Origin of the sequence: Turicibacter sp. TJ11 (genome assembly GCF_021497505.1) — a bacterium.
Taxonomy (GTDB): Bacteria; Bacillota_I; Bacilli_A; order MOL361; family Turicibacteraceae; genus Turicibacter.
Genome location: NZ_CP069349.1, coordinates 2612190 through 2635132 on the forward strand (window position 1 = coordinate 2612190; position 22943 = coordinate 2635132).

Sequence of the window (22943 nt, forward strand, 5' to 3'; positions counted from 1 at the left end):
TTATTTGTACCGTTTATTCTTTTTGATAATATTGTGACGGCATTGCTATTTGAAAGGATTTTTAATTATGTGTCAACCCCGGACATTTTTACGGTGAATTTCGTTTTAAAAGTGATTGGATCAATCGTTGGAATTTACTTTGTAATGAATATCGGGAAAATTATTGCGAAAAGAACGGAGTTTGCGATTATTCAAGATGGCGTGAAAAAACTTAAGGATCGTTTATTTTTAAGTATTTTAATGCGTCATCCTGAACAACAAAAGGATACGGCTACCTACACTTCCCTATTATTAAATGATGTGTCAGTGTTAGAAAAGAATTATTTTTCTGCTTTATTCGAAATTGGTATTAACCTTCTAATTTTCCTGTTTAGTTTGATTGTGATGTTTAGCAAAAGTGCCAAGCTAAGTCTGATCCTTTTAGTGGGTGTTTCATTACCTATTCTGATGACGAAAGTGATTGAACCTATAATCGTTAATAAGTCTAAAAAGTGGGAACAATCTTATGGGAAGTATACACATTTTATTCAAGATTGTTTCAAAGGGATGACAACGATTCAAAATTATTCAATTGAACAGGAGACAGCAAGACAACATGGAGGATTAAGTTCAACTGTTGGACGGTTATTGACATCGTTAAATACGGTTAAAGAAAGTGTTTCTTATGCTACCTTTGGGTTAACGTTTGCCATCACTCTATCTGTTCAACTGTACGGGATGTTTTTAGTGAGTCAACATGAGTTAGAATTAGGTGAAGTAATGGCGATTATTCAATTATCAAATACGGTAGCCTATCCATTAGTTTCTGTTTTTGGAATGTATGCTCAATTGATTTCTACTAAAAATATTCGTGAGCGTATTGCCGAAAACTTAGAGGTTGAGCCAATGCCAGAGGATGTGTTAGATGAGGAGTTTAATCAGCTCTCATGTATACATGTCAATTACCAACGTGAGGAGAAACAAATTTTGAAAAATATTAATTTAACAATTGATAAAGGTGAGAAGGTACTGATTGTTGGGGGAAATGGAGCTGGGAAATCGACATTGCTTAAAGTGTTACAAAAGAAGATTACGGATATTGAGGGAGATATTTATTTTAATCAGCACAATGTTAAAAGTTTATCGCCCAAAACCTTGTTTAAAAATATCGGATTTGTTCTGCAGAATGTGTTCGTATTTAATAAAAGTGTGATATACAATATTGTCTTTAATGATAAATTTTCAAAGAGTGAATTAGATGATATTATTGAGTTAGTCGGATTAAACTCGTTAGTAAATGAACGAGGTGATGAGTTTATTGTTGGTGAGAGTGGTGCCTATATATCAGGTGGTCAAAAACAGCGTATTGAAATTGCAAGGGCTCTTATTCGTAAACGCCCGATTCTTTTTTTAGACGAGGCTTTTAGTGCGATTGATAAACAGAGCTCATTAAAAATAGAAAATGAATTATTAAAAAATAAGGAATTAACAATCGCAGCGATTCAGCATTCAATTAATCAGGAAAATCTTTCGCTTTATCATAAAGTGATTGTATTAAAAGATGGGGCTGTTGTTGAAGAAGGGCGACCAGATGAATTGTTACAAAATAATGATTCCTTTTTACACACTGTTTTACAATCATAATTAAAGAGAATTAAGCTTAATAGGAAAAATATTATTTTTTCTTCCTTCCTGAATTATATAATTAAGTTAGATAATTAGTAAAAAGTGATTTTTTATAGTAATATTAACTAGTTGAGGAACGAAGTAAGTTAAATGTAATAATTTGATTTATAACCATATATTATCTTTCTGAATAGCAAGTCAGGAGGTAATAATATATGGTGAATGGCGCAAGTAAAAGAATAAATATTGTATCAATCAAAATGGTAAAGGCATCTAGCTTCCTTATAGGAGATGGAACATTTACATCATTAAAAGAAAAAGGTTATCTATAAGGAGCTAAGTGATTAGATTAACGTCACTTAGCTCTTTTCTTATGCCATCACTAACAGGAGGTAGAAACTATGAGTCATAAAATAACAGTCTGTATCACGGAAACTTTACAATGATTGATTGAAGTAGATGTAGATGAGATTGATTGTGAGCCAATTGAGTATGTAAGAAATCAATATCATGATGAAGAGATCATCTTAGATTCATCCGATCTAGTTGAGACTGAATTTAACATCTGTGATTGATATAAAATGAGACACTAGATAGACCATCAAGCTATCTAGTGTTTTTTAGTTGTACAAAGAAAGGAGTAATGAATGATGTTAACAAAATGGACAAATGTAAAAGAGTTAATTCGATTAGGCTTAGATGAGGATAAATCGTTAGGAATAATGAGATTGGATTATTGTTCTTCAAGACCAAATGAAGTCTGTAATCAATGGTTTCCATCCTCACAAATGAATCAAGTGTTGATGGAGCATCCAATTTCCATTCAACAGTTACAACAGGAATTGAATGAATTAATTTTCAACCAATTAGATGTCTTTGATAAAGTCATTAAAAAATGTGGTGGTGAGGGTTACAGGCATGAGGAAACGTTCAAGGTAGAAAGTGAATCTTTCAATTTCTTTATTCGATTGAAACCTGTTCAAGATGATTATAGTCATCTATTTGTGTATGCAAAGTAGGAGGTTAGTTATGATTACAACTCGTTCAAGCGTCAGAACAGAGGTGGTTTATTCAGATGATATGAATCATCGATTGATTTTGAAAAAGGATTGGTCGAGAGATAAGGAAAAGTTAAAGTGTACGATTATCATGATTAATCCATCAACAGCTGATGAAATAGAAATGGATCGTACGACCATGAATATCATCAATAATTTGAAACGATTGAATTATACTTCAGTTGATATCTGTAACTTATTTTCCTATATTACACCTAAATTAAGGATGGGTGATTCATTAGATGAGTTGTTACATCCTGAAAATGATATCTATATTGAGAAGTCAGCATTGAAATGTGATTCATTGATTATCGCATGGGGATCATTTGGTGATGGAAGTAAAAAGATGATGAAAAGACAAGAGGAATTGTTAGAGAAGTTGAAACCATTCAAAGATAAGACTTTCTATATAAGCGATCAATATGGAGTTAAAATGTATCACCCTTTATCCCCTAAGGCAGCAACGTGGAATTTAGTAGATTGGAAAAATTAGTAGAACATCAATGGATATTAATCATTATTGATAGATATTAATGACTATTAATAAATCGGTGAACCTCTATTCTTTCTGTAAGGATAGAGGTTTTTATATGAGGAGGAAATTAAATGAAACTATTAAATGTCAGTCAGTTATCACAAAAGAATTGATCGTTTAACACAAGTATAAAATAAAAAAGATTAATCTCAATTTAGTATTAGATCCTACTATACTCAGATTAATCTTTTTCTTTATCTTCAATTTTCTGCAACAGTTGTGTACGTGGATATTCTGGTGGAGATGGGGGGAGTCGAACCCCCGTCCTAAAACACCGACCACTTAACTTTCTACAAGCTTAGTCTCCTATTAAGTTTAACGAGTGACTGGTCAGGCGACGTACCTGTCAGACCGCGAGTTTGATGATCTCTTCTAGGCTATTCAAACGGCACAGACTAGCGTATCCCACTACAGTGAGCCTAGTCATTCAACATGGGCGATTGAATGGTAGGCAGCTACGTTATATTATGCAGCTAATTGTAAGTTTGTTTTTCCGGTTATTAAAACCTCGACCTTTTAACGTGGGTTAGCACGGCTTGCTTATTAAGCTCAAATGCCCCAGTCGAATCCGTAACATCCCCAGGTTATTTGATTACATTGCTTATTATACTTTATTTTCGATCATTTGACAAGTTTTCATCATTGTTAATCTTAGTCAAATCTTTCATTAGAATGTGAATTCGTTGAAATAATATACACTAGATGACTAAAAAAGTGAGAATATGTTTAAACTCTCAAAAATAGTTCATAATAAAGGTATGATTTCTGTTAAGCAGTCTAAACTGAGGTGAATTATGCTAAATGTGATCACAAACATAATCCTTTCGATGATGTTGACATTATCGTCAGATGTATCAGTTACTTTAGAAAAAAATAACATGACACAACAATCTTATACTCATTTGTTAAATGCGATTATCGAGAATGAAAAACAAAATAGTTTTTTAAATAAAGAATTTAATAGTGAATCCATATCAGTTTCTGTACAAGAGGAACAAACATCAGATAATGAACTATCAGCTTCTTACTTAGATAAAGTTGAAACATCAGTAGATGACTTAGTTAGTGAAGTCTCTACTCAAAAAATTGTAGCATTAAAAAACTTACAAACTGCAATAACTCAAAAAAATGAATTAGAACAGATTGATTTAGTATCATCAACTTTAAAAAAATCAAGTGATGAAGAATTAGAGGTTACAACAGTATCAACAACTGTATCTACGGATTCAGATGAGTCAACCGATGTTATGAGTGACGTGGTAGAAGAAACGGAAGAGGTTTTTAGAGATTACCGACAAACGTTTTATAGTGTCACATCAGGTGAAGTTAAGGTAGGTTATGGAATTACCTATCAAGATGATGATGTGATGGTTATTGATAATGTCATGCATTATTATGATGATGAGTACGAGTGGCTTCCTATTGTCGCTGTCAATATAGATGAAGTTTTAGCGGTTGGATTAAATGAACGAGGGATCCCTAATTATTATGGAACGATTTTAGAGATTACATATCCAGAGGGAGAGACTCAAAAAGCTATTGTGCTTGATGCTTGTGGTGCATGTAGTTGGGATAATCGAATTGATTTATGGGTTTATGATCAAGATTATCAACATGATATTAAAGGTATCGAGTATCGTATTGTAAGGGAAGGATTTAGAGAAAATGAAGAACAATCAGGATATTGAATCATTAGAAGTGATGCTAGTCAAAATGATAGAAGATAGCATGTTAAGCGAAGATGATTATAATTTAATCACGAAATATTTAGATAAAGTTAAAAATGATTTAAGTCAAAAAGTAGGTCGATAAGACCTACTTTTTATTATTTTCAGTTAACGTTTTGGAATGACTTAAGATAAAGTTTTTAAAGGCTGTTACTGATGGACTAACGTATTTATTGCGAACAGATGCTAGATAAATATAACGTTCATGTTTAGGATTTGTAATAGGTAGTACTTTTACATTGAATTGATCTAAAAATGAGATTCGAGGAATAATGGCAACCCCATAGTTAACGGATACTAATCCAGCGACAGCGGTGTCTTCTTCAACTTCACAAATAATCGTTGGCTGAACATTAATTTCATCAAATAAAGCATCTATTAATTTACGAATTCCACTTTCTTTATTAAAGAAAATAAATGGATATTCCGAAACTTCTTTTAAATCGATACTTTCTTTTTTTGCCAAAGGATGATGAGGAGGAACAATCATGACTAACTCTTGTTGAGTAATAGGGATAAATTCAATATCAGGCTCATTTTCTACATAAGAACAAAGGGCTAAGTCATACTTCTCATTTTTTAAGTCTTGAATAATTTGTTTGGTATTTCCTTGACCAAATGAGAAACGAATGTTTTGATAAGCTTCATATTTTAAAAAGTCATTCACAAGAGTCGGAACAAATTGTGCTCCAAGTGTATAGATAAATCCTAAGTCAATGGATCCATTTGATTGACTGGTTAATTCACGAAGTTTTTTTTCACCCAGTTCTAATTCGTCTAAGGCATTCTCTACATATGTTAGGAAAAAACGACCATATTTAGTGAGTCGAACGTTTCGTCCTTGTTTTTCAAAGAGATAGGTACCTAGTTCTTTTTCAAGCGTTGAAATCGCATGGCTTAAGCTTGGTTGGGTAATAGAAAGTTGCTCTGCCGCTTGGGTGTAGTGCTCAAGTTTAGCTAGAACGCGGAAATATTGAAGATGGTTTAAGTTCATTGAATAATCACCTGACCTATGTCGAAAAAAATCATAATTTGTTATTAGTATAGCATATCTATAGAAAAAATCGATAGATAAAAGTATATTTTTAATTTGTTTCTATGAAAGACTCATATTATACTAAGTATAGTGTCGCAAGTGAAAAAGTGATCAAGGTTTATGAAAAAATGTTCAAAGTGAGGAGTGAACAGTTAAACCTATCATTAACATCATTAGAAAGGGAGTCTTGGACGTTATGAGTTACCAACATTTATTTAAGCCATTAACGATTAAAGGAATGACGCTTAAAAACCGTATTGTCATGCCACCAATGGGAACAAACTATGGTGGAGAATTTGGTGATTTTACGGATGAACATATTAAGTATTATGAATTACGCGCTAAAGGTGGAACAGGATTAATTATTATTGAAAATGCCTGTGTTGATTTTCCTTTAGGTTCAAACGGAACAACTCAAATTCGTATTGATCATGATCGCTATATTCCAGCTTTATATAAATTAACAGAAACACTTCATCGTTATGGAACATGTGTTTCAATCCAAATTAACCACTCAGGTGCATCAGCAGTACCAGGACGTATTGAAGGGTTACAACCTGTTTCATCTTCAAATATTCCTTCAAAAACAGGAGGAGCTATTCCACGTCCATTAACAAAAGAAGAGATTTTAGAAATCGTTGAAAAATATGCTCAAGCAGCTCGTCGTGCTCAAATTGCTGGATTTGATGCGGTAGAAATTCATGGTGGGCATTCTTATTTATTATGCCAATTCTTATCTCCATTATATAATAATCGTACAGATGAATTTGGAGGAAGTGTTGAAAATCGTGCGCGTTTTGCTCGTTTAGTATTAGAGCGTGTACGTCAAGAGGTTGGACCATTCTTCCCAATTATGTTCAGATTAAGTGCAGATGAATTAATTGAAGGTGGAAATACACTTGAAGATTCATTAGAAATCTTAGATTATTTAGCACAAGAAGTTGATATTATTAACGTTTCGGCAGCTGTAAATGATTCAATTCAATATCAAATTGATGCCATGCATTTAGAAGATGGTTGGCGTTCATACATGGCAGCTGCAGTTAAAGAAAAATTTGCAGATAAAATCGTAATGACAACTGGAAACATTCGTGATCCTAAAGTAGCAGAGCAAATTTTAGAAGAAGGTCGCGCAGATTTAATCGGTATGGGACGTGGATTAATTGCAGATCCAGAATGGGTAAATAAAGTTCAATCTGGAAAAGAATCAACGTTACGTAAATGTATTTCATGTAACATCGGATGTGCTGGACATCGTATTGCCTTAAATCGTCCAATTCGTTGTACGATTAACCCAGAAACAATTAAGGGTGAAGAACATCAATGCTATGAATTAACAAAATCAACAAATGTTGTTGTGATTGGTGGAGGAACAGCAGGATTAGAAGCTGCTTGTACGGCTGCAGAAGTTGGATGTACAACATTCTTAATTGAAAAATCAAATGTATTAGGTGGATTAGCACGTGAAATTTCTAAGTTACCAGAAAAAGCACGTATTGCTGATTTCCCAGATTACTTAGTTCAACGTGCGCAAAACTTAAAGAACTTAATTGTATTTACAAATACAGAGGCAACGGTTGAGTTTGTTGAAAACTTAAAACCAGATGTAATTGTAAATGCAACAGGATCATCACCATTACTTCCTCCAATTCCAGGATTACATGATCATGTGGATCAAGAAGGTGGAAAAGTTAAATCAATCTTTGGTTTATTAAGTAATATCGATTCATTTGAATTTGAAGGTAAAAAAGTAGCTGTCATTGGTGGAGGAGCTGTTGGACTTGATACAGTGGAATTCTTTGCAGAGCGTGGCGCTGAAGTTTCAATTGTTGAACGTTTACCAATGTTAGGACGCGATTTAGATCACATCACGCGTATTCAAATGTTAGACATGACTAAACGTAAAGATGTTAATGTCATGACAAATACATCATTATTAGAAATCACAGGAGATTACTTTGTGATTGAAAAAGATGGAGAACAAATGAACTTAGAATTCGATTACGGATTCGTTTGTTTAGGAATGCGCCCTCAAACACCAGTTCTTGAAGCGATGCAACAACACTTCATGCCATTAGGTGTTCAAGTAATCAATATTGGTGATAGTAAACGTACACGTAAAATCATCGATGGTGTTGCAGAAGGACGCAATATTACAGAGACATTAATGTCATTAGGTGTATTATCGAAGTAGTTTTATAAAGTCTCACCCATTTTGGGTGAGTTACTTATACCCTAAGATGTGAATAAATTCACTTGTTTTTAGATGTTGAGGCTGGGTTACTTCTCAGTTTGGCATTTAAAATAGATAAAACTAATCTTGTTGATGAAACAAGAAATGAGTGCAAAGGAGTTAGAAAAAGATGAAAAACAAGTACATGCCAACTGCATTAGCGTTGTACATTAATTACTTTGTTCACGGGATGGGAGCTATTATCTTATCTCAAAACATGGATGCTTTAATGCAACAATTTAATACGGATCGTGCAGGTGTTTCGTATGTTATTTCAGGACTTGGAATCGGACGTTTATTGGTATTATTCGTTTCAGGTGCGTTATCAGATAAATTTGGTCGTAAGCCATTCGTTTTATTAGGAATTGTGACTTATATGATTTTCTTAGGTGGAATTTTAGTTGCACCAAACGTATCGGTTGCTTTAATTTTAGCTATTTTAGCAGGTATGGCAAACTCGTTCATGGATTCAGGAACATATCCAGCGTTAATGGAAGCTTTCCCAGAGTCTTCAGGAAGTGCCAACATCATTATTAAAGCCTTCATTGCTGCAGGACAATTCGTATTACCATTCATTATCAGTTTCTTAATTGCTAACGATTTATGGTACGGATATTCATTCTTATTCTGTATGGCTATCTTTGTTATCAATGGATTATTCTTATTAAAGTTACAATTCCCTGCTCATAAAGTAGAAAAAGCAGAAGTAAAAGAAGAATCAGTTTCTGAGTCAAATGAACCAAAATCAAACTTCTGGATTGAAGGAATTGCGTTAATTTTAATTGGATTTACTGCAACAGCGACTTTCTACATCATTCAAAACTATTTACCAACTTACGGACAAGAAGTTGCAGGTATGGAAAAATCAGCAGCTTTAAAATTAATTTCATTATATAGTGCTGGATCATTTACAGCGGTTGTCGTGACATCAATTTTAGTAGCTAAATGGATTAAACAAGTTCGATTTGTATTTGTTTATCCGTTAATTTCATTAGTTATGTTAGTGTTATTATACTTATTCCCATCACCAATGATGTGTGTTGTTGGATCATTCGTAATTGGATACTCAGCAGCGGGTGGAGTTTTACAGTTAGCGTTAACAACAATGTCTGAGCTTTTCCCTAAAAATAAAGGAACAATCACAGGAATTGTTTACACAGCATCAAGTCTTGCTTCATCAATTTTACCTGCTTTAATCGGGGTTATCGCAAGCTCAAATGTTTCAAATATCATGTTATTAAACATTGTCATTACAGCTATCGGTGTTATCTTAGCTTTAATTGTAAATATTCGTTATAACATGACAATGTCTTCTCGTTCATAAAAAATCTTATTTAGGTCATCCCTCTACGATGACTCATATTAAAAAGACATCTGCTTTATATAGCAGATGTCTTTTTTGGTGTAATAGTTTATAGCTAGACATTCATCCCGACTAAAAAATTGTCCCAAGATGAAATGTTTTGCATACCTTATAACAAAGGGACTGGAGGGATGATGTTGTGATTCGCAAAGAACTTGGATATTTAAAATTAACAACGGTAATCATTCAGTTGCTAATGATTCTATTGTTGGCACCTGCGACGCATCGTTTTATGGATTTTCTACTCGGTGGAGTAGTGATGAATGGATTAACGCTAACCATTTTATTTTTATTACAAGCTTATACTTATCGAGAGTGTAGTCGAAATCGTATGTTAAAGAGTGGACACCTATTTGGAGTGGTAGCAGTTATGTTTCAAACGAGTATTCCGTTGTATGTTTTATCAACCATCGTACTGTCTGTTGAAACTTATCTATTACTTGCCAATCGTTGGCCATTTAAAAAGGGCTCAGTCAATCAATTGAGAAAAATAAATCCACCAAAAAAATGAGCAAAATGTAATTTTGCTCATTTTTTTATTATTGATCTAACGTTTCTTTATAGTAAGGAATATCGATGACATTTCCAGATTCATCATAAAAAGTGATGCTGAGATTGTGATTAGAGTTTGATTTATTATAGATATCTAGAATAGGACGATTATTCACTATTTGAGGATAAGTTACAGTGAATAAACCTGCATTTAGTTGTTTCTTATAAATTTGATTCTCATAATCGATTTCTATATTCATGGGGGTATTCGTCCAGCCGATAACTAAAATTCCATAACTAATATCTGTTTGAGATTTATAAGGTTCGTCAAGAATATAAACTCCATAAATAGGTTCTTCATCTAAGTCAAACTTAGCTACATAAAGCCTCTTTAAACGATTAAAGTTTGTTTCATAGTAACCTTTAATATTGAGATGAGTTAGTTTTTCTTCTATTTCGATTTTAAAATTATCAATCTGGATAATTTTAGCCCTATCTAAAATGGATAATGGATAAGTCTCATAAATTAAGGAAGCATAAATACCTAAAATATATACTATAATTAAAGAACATATTAATTTGCAAGTTTTTTTTAGAGATTGTGAGTTAGAGTCTGTAAGTTTATCTAACCAAGTTTGTTTATTGACAATTTTTAATAATTTATAACCTATTTGATAGATGAAACCTCCTATTAAAAAACCAGTTGTTATTAATAAGATGTGATTGATACTCCAAGTTTCATTTAACTTAAATAATTTTAATGTCTCAATAATAAAAGAAATTAAAAATCCATATTGAAATAGTTTTTTATAGTTTAAATTAGTTGAAAGGATAGCGGAAATAAAAAAACCAAAGGGAATTGTTATAAAAATCTTTTTTATAATTTCTTTATAACTGTTATTTAACGTTAAAAATGGTATGAACTGCGCTTGTTTAATCATACTTTTTAAACTAAGTGTAAATTCTTCATCTTTTAATAATGTTACCTGAATAAACAGTAGTAAATAAAATAAAAATGAAAAAATAAAAAATTCTTTCATATTAAATTTAATTTTATTTCTTAGTATATAGTAAAATCTTGATCCAAAGATGATTATTGCAAGAGAAAATAAAATTAAATAATTCATAATATCCCCCTTTCTTATTAAATAAATTATACCAATTTTATTGATGGAATGGTATAATTTTGATGAATTTACTAGAAGGGGGAAAGTATTATGAAAAAACTATTAACAATTATGTTTTTCTTAATGTTCTCATTAACAGCAAACAAAACGACATTAGCTAGTGAAGTAACGGTTCATGATCCAAACATTCAAGTTATTGTTGAAGAAGGGAATTCACTTTTAACAAAGTCGATGAAAAACGTTGATCACTATGAAGATGTTTATTCGCGTGCTCTATCACGTCCAACAAGTGCTCATCATCTATCATCACCGTATTATTTTGAAGTTCGTGCTTCACGCTCAGATATTTATTCAAACTATTACTTTACAGGACATACAGGAAGAATTAATTTCCACTTTGAAGAATACTATGGTCCAGAAGTATTTAAGAAAACATTTAAAGTTTATGTTTATGAACAAGGAACAAATAAAGAAATGTTCAATGTAGCTCTTAAAAAAGGGGACGCATCAACTATTTATGCTTTAAACTTATCGACAAGTAAAGGATATTACTTCAAAGTTGTTCCAAATGGTCAAACAAACATAAATGGTAAGGTTTATCGTTAATGGAAAACACCAAGCTAGTCTTGGTGTTTTTTTATATTTAATTTTATAGTTATATTTAACCCGATTTTTTAATATAAAATGGTAAAAAATGATTAAAACTAGTTGAAATAGTCGACTGGTAGTTGACGGAATTTTTCATTCATATCATAATGAATATATGTACTTAAAATGAGTAGGTATGGGAGTAAGGAGGAAGCCAAATGTTTGATCATTCAAATTGTGGGATTGGGGCCATTGCCAATCTAGATGGGACATATAGCCATAATATTATTGAACAAGGAATGACTTTATTAAAAGCTCTAAGTCATCGAGGGGGTACATCAAAAGATGGAACAGGGGATGGATGTGGGATTTTACTTCAAATTCCAAAGTCATTCTATCAAAAAAAATATGATATTAATGAGCCTTTTGCGGTCATGATGACATTTTTGCCAAAGGAGATAGAAAATCGTAAAGTTGCTATAGAGAAGATTTATGAGGCCACTCGTCATTTTGATATTAAATTAATTAAAGAAATTGAGGTACCGGTGAATTCAACCTTTTTAACGCCAACAGCGAAGAACACAGAACCGATCCCCACTCAATTTATTTTTGATTTAACCAATCATGATGAGGCTATTTTATATAAGCTTCGTCGTCGAATTGAACAACATTGGAAAAATGAAAAATTATCTGATCGAACATGTTATATTTTATCATGTTCATCTCAAACCATTGTCTATAAGGGATTATTAAGACCAGAAGAATTACCAAATTATTATTTAGATTTACAAGATGAAGACTTTAGTTCAAATTTTTGTATCGTTCATCAACGTTTTAGCACGAATACAAAACCATCATGGAATTTGGCACAACCGTTTCGTTATTTAGCGCATAATGGGGAAATCAATACGGTTTCAGGGAATATTAACTGGTCAAATGCACGCGTTGGATTAGCGACTCATCAAGACGTCTATCCAATTTGTAATGAAAATCACTCAGATAGTGCCAATCTTGATCGTACACTTGAAGCATTACTTCATGAAAATTATGCAATCGAAGATGCGATCACACGTTTATTACCGAAAGCTTATGAACAAGATTCTCGTTTAAGTGACGATTTAAAAGCTTATTATGAATATAGTGAATTAAAACAAGAAGCATGGGATGGGCCAGCTGGGGTCATTGTGTGTGACGGGCATAAATTAATTGCAACATTAGATCGTAATGGATTACGACCATTTCGCTATGTTCAAACAGAAAATCAAATTATTTTAGCTTCTGAGATTGGCGTGTTAAATACACCACTTGAAGAAATTAAAGTTGCTAGTCGTATTCAAGCCAGTGAAATTCTATGTGTTGATTTAGATCAACAAATCATGACAACAGACGATGAGGTTAAAGCACATTTATCTAAACAACAACCTTATCGTCAGTGGTTAACTGAAAAAATCATTGAACCGAAGCCAACGCATGAATTTACTTGTGAGATTGAAAATTTTCAAGAAAATGAGCAAAAGTTTGCTTACACTAAAGCAGAATATGTACAAGAATTAAAACCGTTAGTTGAAAACGGAAAAGAAGCCATTGGATCATTTCCTTATACAGCAGCTTTGACGATGTTACAAGACCGTCGACAACTTTTCTTTGATTTTTTCAAACAAAACTTTGCTCAAGTGACGAACCCACCGCTGGATTCGATTCGTGAAAAGCTCGTCTTTTCGTTAAAATCAACGATTACATCGATAACGTCACTTGGTGATGAGCCACTTGAAGTTCCAGTTTACAAATTTTCAACGCCATTATTAACGAGTGATCAATTTAAAGCAATTATTGATGAAGAAATGTTTAATCCAACAATCATTTGTTTAGCTTATCAAACAACACTTCGCGAAGCGATTAAAACGCTAAAATCAATGATTAAAGAAGCCGTTGAACAAGGAAGTCAATTAATCGTTTTAGATCAAGAAGCTATTGGTAAAGTGATGCCATCTTTAATGGCCACAACGATTGCCCACGATGTGTTAGTCGATTTAGGAAAGCGTCTAGAAGTCCGTTTAGTTGTTAAAGCCGCAGATGCGCGTTTACCGATGCATCATGCGATGTTAATTGCTTATGGTGCGGATGTCATTTATCCGTATTTCTGTTATGAATACATTGCACGCCAAGTTGAAAGTAAAGAGGAAGCTTTAACGACCTATATTAAAGGTTGCAACGCAGCTTTATTAAAGTTAATGGCTAAGATGGGAGTCTCAACGATTTCTTCTTATCGTGGATCAAAAGTATTTGAAGTTGTTGGATTAGATGAAGAAGTGACGTCTTTATTTACAGTGAAACCTTCAATTTTTGGTGGAAAATCTTTTGAAGATCTTGATGCCGACTTAATGGGAACGAGCCTTGATTTAAACAAAGTAAATGAATATCAAAATATGGACTCTATCTTCATGAACCATGCGTACTCTAAGAAGTTTATTAAAGAAGTAAAAGCTGCTGTGGCTGCGAATGATTATGAGGTATTTAAATCTGTGATGGAAGCAGAGCGTGCCCGAAAAATCAATTTACGTGATTGCTTAAATTTAAAGACTCAGAAGTCCATTTCAATTGATGAGGTTCAAAGCGAAGAAGAGATTGTTCGTTACTTTGTGGCTTCTGCAATGTCTTATGGAGCCTTATCGATCGAAGCACACCGTACAATTGCTCGCGCGATGAATGAATTACAAGCTGCTTCAAATAGCGGTGAAGGTGGAGAGTTAGTGGAGCGATTTGGAACAATAACGGCTTCAAAAGTGAAACAAGTGGCATCTGGACGATTTGGTGTGACGTATGATTATTTAAAAAATGCCGAAGAAATTCAAATCAAGATGGCACAAGGAGCGAAGCCTGGTGAAGGTGGACACTTACCCAAATCAAAAGTAGATGAACAGATTGCTCGTGTTCGCTATGCTAAACAAGGGGTTGACTTAATTTCACCACCACCACATCACGATATTTATTCGATTGAAGATTTAGCTCAACTTATTTATGATTTACAAACAACCAATCCAAGTGCAATGATTAGTGTAAAGTTGGCCTCTCTTGCGAATGTTGGAACGATTGCTAATGGAGTGGTTAAAGCAGGAGCTAAAAAGGTTGTCATTTCAGGATTTAATGGTGGAACAGGAGCTTCACCTAAATCATCGTTAAAATATACAGGGCTACCTTGGGAGTATGGACTATTCCAAACGCATAAATCATTATTAGAAAATGATGTTCGTCACGAAACATTCATTCAAGTCGATGGACAAATTAAATCTGGATATGATGTCATTATAGGGGCAATTTTAGGGGCCGATGAGTTTGGATTTGGAACAATGTGCTTAGTGATGGTAGACTGCATTGGATGTAAACAGTGTCATACTGGAAAATGTCCAGCTGGAATTACGACTCAAAATGAAGCGTTGCGTTCTCGCTTAAAAGAAGATCCAACGATGTTAAAAACGTACATGATGTTTGTTGCAAGACAAACTCGTGAGTTAATGGCACAGTTAGGGGTACATTCATTGTCTGAGCTTCGAGGTCGTACAGAATTGCTTCAAATTCCATCACAAAATCCACATCACTTAAAATTAGATTGGTTAGAATCACTACCAATTGAAACTCAGGATGGTTTAGTGACAGAGTCAAAAACAAAGGATTTAACGTTCTTTGAGCCATCTGATGAACCAGTATTTATTGATACAACTCTTCGTACATTTGGGGTTCAGTTAGTCGGTGAAAAACCTCGTACAGTTAAAACGTACGGTTATGCTGGACAAAGCTTTGGTGCATTCATCAATGAAAGTGTTGAACTGATTCATACAGGATATGCAAATGATTATGTGGGAAAAGGATTAAGTGGTGGACAGATCACCGTTAAAGCTGATGAAACGACACGCCAAAAAACAGAATATGATCTAATGTATAGCAACCAACATTTAATTGCTGGAAATACGATTCTTTATGGAGCAACATCGGGAACTTGTTATTTAGAAGGACGTGTTGGAGAACGTTTCGCTGTTCGTAATTCAGGAGCAGTAGCAGTCAATCATGGAATGGGTGTTCACGCTTGTGAGTATATGACGGGTGGTGTTGTTGTTTCACTAGGTTCAGTTGGTGCTAATATCGGTGCTGGAATGACTGGTGGATTATTATATTTATATCAAGCTAAGAATTTAGATGAGAACTTAAATAAAGACTATGTTCAGTCATTTGAAATGAAGGATCGTCATATCGAAATTTTAAAAGATGTTTTAACAGATTATGTTACTAAAACAAATAATCAGTTAGCTACATTTATTTTAAAAAACTTTGAAAAAGAACTAGTCAATTTCACATTAGTTACATCAGCTGACTATTATGAGTTAGATTTATAAGAAAAAGAGCACTTCAAAATTCAACGAGTCAGTATAGATTTTTTAAAAATAACTTTCTTAATCGTAGGGTTCTTGATTAGCATAAAAAAGACTGCAACTTGCAGTCTTTTTTATGTCGGTTACTCTATGATTCGATTCGTATAAAAGATTAATGTTTTTGTTCTTTTTTCTTCGTTGTAACACCAGTTCCTGGAACAGGTTCTCCTGTTTCGTAAACTTTACCAGGTTGTTTTACTTTCTTTTCGTTATATTTATTCATTTTACCAGACATTTAAATTCACCTCCTAGTCGTTATTTTCCCTAAAAAAAGCGAACTAGTCATTCAAACTTGAAAATAATGAAATAAAAAAACAAGACTACTTCTTTACATAAGTAATAAGATATTTATAGATTAGTTTAGTTAAATAAGTAAAAAAATAGTATAAAAGTATTTAAAATGTTGAAAAAATAAGATAAAATAGAGTTGTAAAATTGAATTGTGGCAAATCTAGGGAAATCTAGAGACGCAAAGCTAAAGGGGCTAAGGTTATCATTAACTATGCCAGCCAGTTGCCGAAGAATAATTTTCTTTGATCATCATCAAAAATCTTAGAGTTATTATTTAATTTAATGATATGTTTATGTTTTTGATGTCAAAAAATGATGGCAACTACCCTTTAGAGGGTAGTTTTTTTTGTTCTAAGGCATGGTATCTATTCTTAGTTTTGCAAGTATGAAAAATAAGCCATTTTTATACTTACAGAATTTTAGATTACGGGAGGACATGTGATGAAGAAAGTTTTATCAACGTTATTAGCGACTTCATTAACTATCTCTAATTTTTCACCAGTACTTCATGTGTTTGCTGATCAGTTACCTTCTAATCAGTTAGGGATTGAAGAAAGTGAAAAAGAAGTTAAGGAAGCAACTGTTCGTTCATTTATGCTTAATCAATATAGTAACTTTGATAAGTATAATGAACAGTATCGTGTATCAAAAGAAGACATCCGTTCATTTTCAAATAATGGAGGATGTTACTTTTCAAGTAAATTAGAACAAGCATTTGATGGTGATTTATCTACTCACTGGGAAACGGGAACTCCAAATAGTTCATCGTTTACAAATGAAGTTGTCGTTGAGTTTAATTCACCTGAGTCTATTAATCGTATGGCTTATGCGACACGTCAGGATTCAGCTAAGGGAAAAGGATTCCCAACTGAATTTGAAATTTACACCTCAAACAGTGAAGAGGATGATTTTGAATTAGCAGTTACCGGAAGTCATAAAATGACAGGAAATATGGTACAGTTTCAATTTGATACAATTACGGCTAAAAAAATTAAATTTGTTTTTAAATCAGCTCATCAAAATTGGGCAAGTGCCTCAGAATTTTGGTTCTATAAAGAGGATTCATTACTTGATCAAATGGAGAGTCTATTTACGAATGATTCAAAAAATGAATTAAATGAAACTGTTGATAACATTCAAAAGTTAAATGACTTAGAAGCTAAAGCGAGTCAACATCCTTTTTATGAAGCATTTAAAGAAGAATTTGAAAATGCACGTATCTTATTAGAAACTGAGCCGGTTGAATATATGAACGCGATGGTTTCAACATTTACAGCGGTTGATGATGAGCGATTAAGTCTTTATGACGAGTTATATAAAGTATCTGATGAAGAGATCACAAGCATTACGACAAATGGTGGACATTATGCTTCAAGTGATATTACGAAAGCAATGGATAATGACTTTGATACTCGATGGCATTCAGGAAAACAAAATAATGCTAATTTTACAAATGAAGTGATTATTACATTAGATAAATTAACAACAATCAGTAGATTGATGTATTCAAATACTCGAACACGTGGATTTGCACAGGAGTTTAACATCTATATTTCTAAAACATCTCAAGGAGATACGTTTGAAAAAATTACATCAGGTCAAATGAAAATTGATACGGAAAATGTAATGGAAATTCTATTTAATCCAGTGGATGCCCGTCGTATTAAATTTGTCTTTACTAAAGGATATGAAGATTGGGCGGTAGCATCAGAATTTGGAATTTATAAACAAGATCATTTATCGGAAATGATGAATCGTTTATTTGTAGATTCAGTGATGAGTGAATTAAATCCTGAATTTGCAACCATTGAAATGATTGACTCATTGATGGAAGCAGCTTATGATCATCCATTTAAAGAAGAGTATCTTTCAAAGTTAGAGATTGCTAAAGAGCTAATTACATTTGGTGTCATTGAGTCAGGAACTTCAAACGTTAATCGCTTTACACCATTTTATACCGATTATATCGATTCATATGATGAGGCTTATCGTGTTCCGATTTCTAGTATTAGCAATAATGGAGGACAGTATGGAAGTTCAGCCATTAAGTATGCCATCGATGAGGATGTGACAACTCATTGGGAAACAGGAAAACCAAATAGCTCATCGTTTACAAACGAAGTTATTTTAACGTTAGAAGAAGCAAGTGTCATTAATCGTCTAACATATCATGCAAGAATGAATAAAAAAGGATTCCCTATCCGATTTAGTATCTATGTTTCACCAGTTGCTTCAGGAAATAATTTTCAAAAAGTATCTGAAGGTGGATATAGTTTAACAACAGATATGCTAGAAATTCAATTCGAAGCTGTCAAAGCAAAACGTGTTAAATTTGTATTTGAAGAAGCTTATCAAGATTATGCAGCCATTGGAGATATTCGTGTTTATACAAAAGATGACGTATCGAATCAGATGAAAAAGCTATTTACAAATGCTTTAATGGATACCGTGTCAGAAGAGTATCGTTCACTTGAAAAGCTAGCTATTTTAGAAAATGAAGTTTCAAATCATCCACTAGCTTCTGTTTATTTAGAAGAGATTCAAATCGCAAAAGATATTTTGAACCATGAGTTACAAACGATTAAAACGGTCGTTGCCGAACAGGTTGGAAATCGAGCAACACATACGAGCCAAAACTTAAAGTTTGGATTTGGTAATAATAATTATCAACCAACGGGAATTGTTGCTTTAGCAGGGCAAGAAATTACTGTTTATGTTGATGCCAAACCAGGAGAACCGCTTCCACAGTTAGTTTTCTCACAACAGGAGGGAAGTTTTGCAAGTTGGGCACGCTCAGTCACGTTGCATATTGGAAAAAACGTGATTACAGTACCAGAGGTTAATCAAAATGATGGTTGGTATCATTACGATGTGACACCAGGTGGACCTGTTTACATTTTAAATCCATATACCCAACAAGAGCAAAGTCAAGCTCCAGTGATTCGTTTTGCATCAGGTGTTGAAGCATTCCCGATGATGGATGAAAACACAGATGAAGCACAATTTTTAGAGTTTTTAGTTGATTACAAAACTCGATTAGATGAGGATAAAGCAGCTCATCCTGATGTGATGGATCGAAAAATGATTGATGTGGTGGAGGTCGTTTCAGATCACCTATACTTTACTGGAACAGCTACTGGTGCGTATGAAGCTTATATTAATCAAAACTTCAGTCCACTTCAAACTATCAAGATGTATAACGATCATATGGATGTTATTTTTGATTATTTTGGATTTGATGAAAGTCGTGAGATTCACGATGTGAAGTATACACGCGAAAACATTCGTCTTGCTCAGCCATTTGGTTACATGTATGCAGCGGGTACTCATATCGGGGTTCAAGGAGATGTCATGATAAGCATGTTAACAACTGTTGGAGGTTGGGGTGTTGATCATGAGATTGGTCACCGATTAGATATCGCAGAACGAACAATTGGTGAAGTGACGAACAACATGATTCCACAATATACGTCTTATTACTACGGTAATTTAAATAAACGAATTCCATTTGAATCGCACACCTATAAAAATGTAATAGCGACAGATAATAATGCTTACTATTCAGGTGGATATTTTGAACAGCTAGCTGTTTTTTGGCAACTTGAAATGATTTATCCAGGTTACTGGGCAAGACTGAATCAATTATATCGTGAGAATAACGTCGTCTTAGATTCAACGAATTCAGCAAATGATAAGTTAAATCAACTCGCAAAATATTCAAGCCTTGCTCTGGAATTAGATTTAACAGAACATTTTGAACGTCACGGGTTTTATGTTTCAGATGAAACAAAAGAGATTGTCAGTCAATATGAAAAACCATCGATTAAAACATGGTACGCTAATTATGATTACATCGAATACGAAGGTGATGGGTTTGATGAAGATGTAACAGTTGATGTTTCGCTTGAATCTAGCGGTGATTCGTTAAAGTTAACATTCACGGTTGATGATGAAGCTAAAAACGATGTCTTAGGTTATGAGATTTTCAAAGACGATCAACTCATTGGTTTTACATCAACGAATAGCTTTATTGATCAATCAGTAAGCAAAGAAGATGGTGTAAACTATACAGTCATTCCATATGATAAAAAGTTACAACCTGGTCAAGCTGCTTCAATTAATACATTAACACCAACTTTATTACTTCAACAGTCAGAGTATACGATTAAGCTGAATGAATCATTTAATCCAATGCATTTAGTCCATGCAACTAACTATCTAGGAGAAGATATTAGTTCACGTGTAGTCGTTCATGGAAACGTGGATGCAACAGAACGAGGGACTTATCCGATTGAGTTTACAATCGAAGATGAAGGAATAACAGTTAGTAAAGTGATGAATGTTAACGTTGTAAGTGATTATGATTACTTATCAGACTTAGAATGGACATCAGCTAAAACTCAATTTGGAACGATTCGAAAAAATGAGTCTATTAAAGGTCGCTTGTATGGTGAAATTAAAGACTTTGAAAAAGGAATCCGTATTCATGCGAATGGAACACTTGTTTATGATTTATCAGAAGTTGAATATGAGTATTTTGAAGCTTTATTAGGCGTTGATATGAATATTACATCGCAAAATAATTCAAGTCTTAAGTTTATTATTAAAGCAGATGGAGAGGTTATTTTCGAAACAGGTGTTTTAAAACATGCAGATGATTTAATCCCAGTGAAATTACCGGTTCATGATGTTCAGCAATTAACGATTGAAGTCAGTGATGCGGGTAATACGAACACGAGCGATCATTCAGTGATTATTAATCCAAAGTTAACAACAAATAATGCTAAACCAACATTAACTATTCCAGCAGATACAGCTGTTAAAGTTGGAGAGTCAATAGAAGATGTCGTTGGTTCTTATGAAGCAATAGATGCTGAAGATGGAAATCTTTTTGAAGATGTTGTAGTGAGTGGAGTAGAGAAGGTTAACTTTAACCGACCTGGAACTTATGAAATTAATTATCGTGTGACGGATTCAGATAAGAATCAGGTTGAAAAATCTCGTACTATTTTAGTCATTAATATGGACGATTTTGATTATTTAACTGACTATGAATGGAAATCTGCCATTCAAAGTTACGGAAGTGCTAAAAAAGATGTGTCAGCAAGTTCAAATCCGTTAAGACTAACAAATGAACATGGAGAGATTGTGACGTATGATCGTGGAATTGGGGCTCATTCGACATCAACGATTATTTATGATTTAACAAATAAAAACTATGGTTTCTTCACTGCTTATGTAGGGGTCGATCGTCAGATGTACGGTAGTGTCGGAAGCGTCACATTTGAAGTGTACGTTGATGGCGTGAAACAATTTGATAGCGGTCGTATGAATTCTAAAGATCCTCGACAATACGTTGAAGTTAATGTAGCGGGAGCTAAAGAATTAAAGTTAGTAGTAACCGATGCTGGAAATGGAAATGGATCAGATCATGCTACATGGGCAGATACCAAACTTCATTATGCTAAAGAATTAAGTATAGATACAACTTTATTAGAAGAGAAGTTACAAGAAGCAAAAGAAATTAATTCAAATGAATTTACTCATGAAAGCTACGAAGCCTTAGGTTTAACTATCATGGAGGCGGAGTCTTTATTAACTCGTGAAGAAGTCACTCAAGAAGAGATTGATGCAATGATTGAAGCGTTAAGTACGGCCATCAATAACTTGATTGTAATAGGAGATTTAACATCCTTAACAGAGTTAATCTCAAAAGCACAATCGCTTGATGCAGCGTTATATACAGTGACTAGTATTCAAGCATTACAAGAGGTTTTAAATGAAGCAGATGAATTAGTAAATTCAAAGAATGCCACAGAATCGCAAGTGGTTAAAATGGCTGATAAGCTATCAAAAGCACTAGAAAACCTTGTGATGCTTAGTGAGTATGAGCCTTTAAAAGAGTTATTAGAGCAAGTGAACGAGTTAAAAGTTTATCTTTATAGCAAAGAATCAGTAGCAATTATTGAAGAACTAAAAGAAGTGCTACCAGTCGTTTTAGCTAATGATACATTAACGTCACAACAAATTCAACAACAGATAGATTTTACTAAAGATCAGTTAGAAAACCTTGACTTTAATCAGCAAAAAATAAAGCTTCAGAAGAGATTAGAAGAAATTTCTGATATTTCATTTGAAGATGTGGTAGGAATTAAGCATGCTGAAGCTCGTTGGAGTAATTTCATTTTTGTTAAAGATTATTTACAATCATTATTGATAGATTTAGAAAGTACTGACGAAGTTATTTCACAAGGATTAGCGATGTTAGATTATACATTAGGAGAGTTATTTAATAGCTAATTAAATCAATCATTTAAAGTTTAACTTGTAAGTGAAGGAGGTAGCCTTCTTCATTTACAAGTTTTTTTATAATAAACGTAAAAATATGTAGTGAAAAGCATGTACACCCCTTTAAAAATTAGAGAATGGTGATAAAATGGTTTCATATCATTATTACAAAGAGG

General features: G+C 33.4%; 14 protein-coding genes, 1 other RNA gene and 1 riboswitch. Of the genes, 11 read left to right on the top strand and 4 right to left on the bottom strand.

All coding sequences use genetic code 11. The annotated features are described in order from the left end of the window. Positions 1–33 precede the first annotated feature (33 nt). The 3 genes from JRC48_RS12515 (at position 34) to JRC48_RS12525 (ending at position 3156) form a co-directional block, all read left to right on the top strand. Complete coding sequence (locus JRC48_RS12515) at positions 34–1623, top strand: ATP-binding cassette domain-containing protein (protein ID WP_370630372.1); 1590 nt, start codon at positions 34–36, stop codon at positions 1621–1623. Between the two features lie 632 nt (positions 1624–2255). Beyond that, positions 2256–2624 (top strand): hypothetical protein, encoded by a 369-nt coding sequence (locus JRC48_RS12520; RefSeq protein ID WP_235069820.1) that lies wholly within the window; start codon positions 2256–2258, stop codon positions 2622–2624. Between the two features lie 10 nt (positions 2625–2634). Next, the gene (locus tag JRC48_RS12525; protein ID WP_235069816.1) at positions 2635–3156 is read left to right on the top strand and encodes a DUF1643 domain-containing protein; all 522 of its coding nucleotides are present in this window, start codon (positions 2635–2637) and stop codon (positions 3154–3156) included. Positions 3157–3433: 277 nt separating this feature from the next. Here JRC48_RS12525 and ssrA read toward each other — a convergent pair. Next, positions 3434–3779: a transfer-messenger RNA gene (gene ssrA, locus JRC48_RS12530) on the bottom strand. A 213-nt stretch (positions 3780–3992) separates the two neighbouring features. On the opposite strand from ssrA, the gene JRC48_RS12535 reads away from it, so the two are divergent. Together JRC48_RS12535 and JRC48_RS12540 are read left to right on the top strand one after the other, a co-directional pair. Continuing rightward, on the top strand, positions 3993–4886 hold the full coding sequence (locus JRC48_RS12535; protein WP_235069821.1) for a hypothetical protein: 894 nt from the start codon (positions 3993–3995) through the stop codon (positions 4884–4886). Beyond that, complete coding sequence (locus tag JRC48_RS12540) at positions 4864–5010, top strand: hypothetical protein (protein ID WP_235069822.1); 147 nt, start codon at positions 4864–4866, stop codon at positions 5008–5010. The genes JRC48_RS12535 and JRC48_RS12540 overlap by 23 nt, the downstream gene beginning before the upstream one ends. Positions 5011–5013: 3 nt before the next feature. Here JRC48_RS12540 and JRC48_RS12545 read toward each other — a convergent pair whose 3' ends face one another. Continuing rightward, the gene (locus JRC48_RS12545) at positions 5014–5919 is read right to left on the bottom strand and encodes a LysR family transcriptional regulator (protein ID WP_235069823.1); all 906 of its coding nucleotides are present in this window, start codon (positions 5917–5919) and stop codon (positions 5014–5016) included. A 238-nt stretch (positions 5920–6157) separates the two neighbouring features. Here JRC48_RS12545 and JRC48_RS12550 point away from each other — a divergent pair, with 238 nt between their 5' ends. The 3 genes from JRC48_RS12550 to JRC48_RS12560 all read left to right on the top strand — a co-directional run bounded on the left by JRC48_RS12550 (position 6158) and on the right by JRC48_RS12560 (position 10068). Further along, positions 6158–8155, top strand: a complete 1998-nt coding sequence (locus JRC48_RS12550) for an NAD(P)/FAD-dependent oxidoreductase (RefSeq protein ID WP_235069824.1) — start codon at positions 6158–6160, stop codon at positions 8153–8155. A 169-nt stretch (positions 8156–8324) separates the two neighbouring features. After that, on the top strand, positions 8325–9518 hold the full coding sequence (locus tag JRC48_RS12555) for an MFS transporter (RefSeq protein ID WP_235069825.1): 1194 nt from the start codon (positions 8325–8327) through the stop codon (positions 9516–9518). A gap of 178 nt (positions 9519–9696) precedes the next feature. Further along, complete coding sequence (locus JRC48_RS12560) at positions 9697–10068, top strand: hypothetical protein (RefSeq protein WP_235069826.1); 372 nt, start codon at positions 9697–9699, stop codon at positions 10066–10068. Positions 10069–10096: 28 nt separating this feature from the next. Here JRC48_RS12560 and JRC48_RS12565 read toward each other — a convergent pair whose 3' ends face one another. Continuing rightward, entirely contained in the window at positions 10097–11176 is a 1080-nt protein-coding gene (locus JRC48_RS12565) for a VanZ family protein (RefSeq protein WP_235069827.1), read from the bottom strand. A 90-nt stretch (positions 11177–11266) separates the two neighbouring features. On the opposite strand from JRC48_RS12565, the gene JRC48_RS12570 reads away from it, so the two are divergent. Then, positions 11267–11782, top strand: coding sequence for a hypothetical protein (locus JRC48_RS12570; protein WP_235069828.1), 516 nt, complete (start codon positions 11267–11269; stop codon positions 11780–11782). 200 nt (positions 11783–11982) lie between these two features. Then, positions 11983–16152: a glutamate synthase large subunit gene (gene gltB, locus JRC48_RS12575; RefSeq protein ID WP_235069829.1), complete on the top strand. Its 4170-nt coding sequence runs from the start codon at positions 11983–11985 to the stop codon at positions 16150–16152. A gap of 148 nt (positions 16153–16300) precedes the next feature. On the opposite strand, the gene JRC48_RS12695 is transcribed toward gltB, so the two are convergent. After that, positions 16301–16423 carry a hypothetical protein gene (locus JRC48_RS12695; protein WP_255703607.1) on the bottom strand — a complete coding sequence of 41 codons (123 nt, stop codon included), beginning with the start codon at positions 16421–16423 and terminating at the stop codon, positions 16301–16303. A gap of 199 nt (positions 16424–16622) precedes the next feature. Beyond that, positions 16623–16709: riboswitch (cyclic di-GMP riboswitch) on the top strand. A 211-nt stretch (positions 16710–16920) separates the two neighbouring features. Between JRC48_RS12695 and JRC48_RS12580 the strand changes: the two genes are divergently transcribed. After that, positions 16921–22779, top strand: a complete 5859-nt coding sequence (locus JRC48_RS12580; RefSeq protein ID WP_235069830.1) for an NPCBM/NEW2 domain-containing protein — start codon at positions 16921–16923, stop codon at positions 22777–22779. Positions 22780–22943 lie beyond the last annotated feature (164 nt).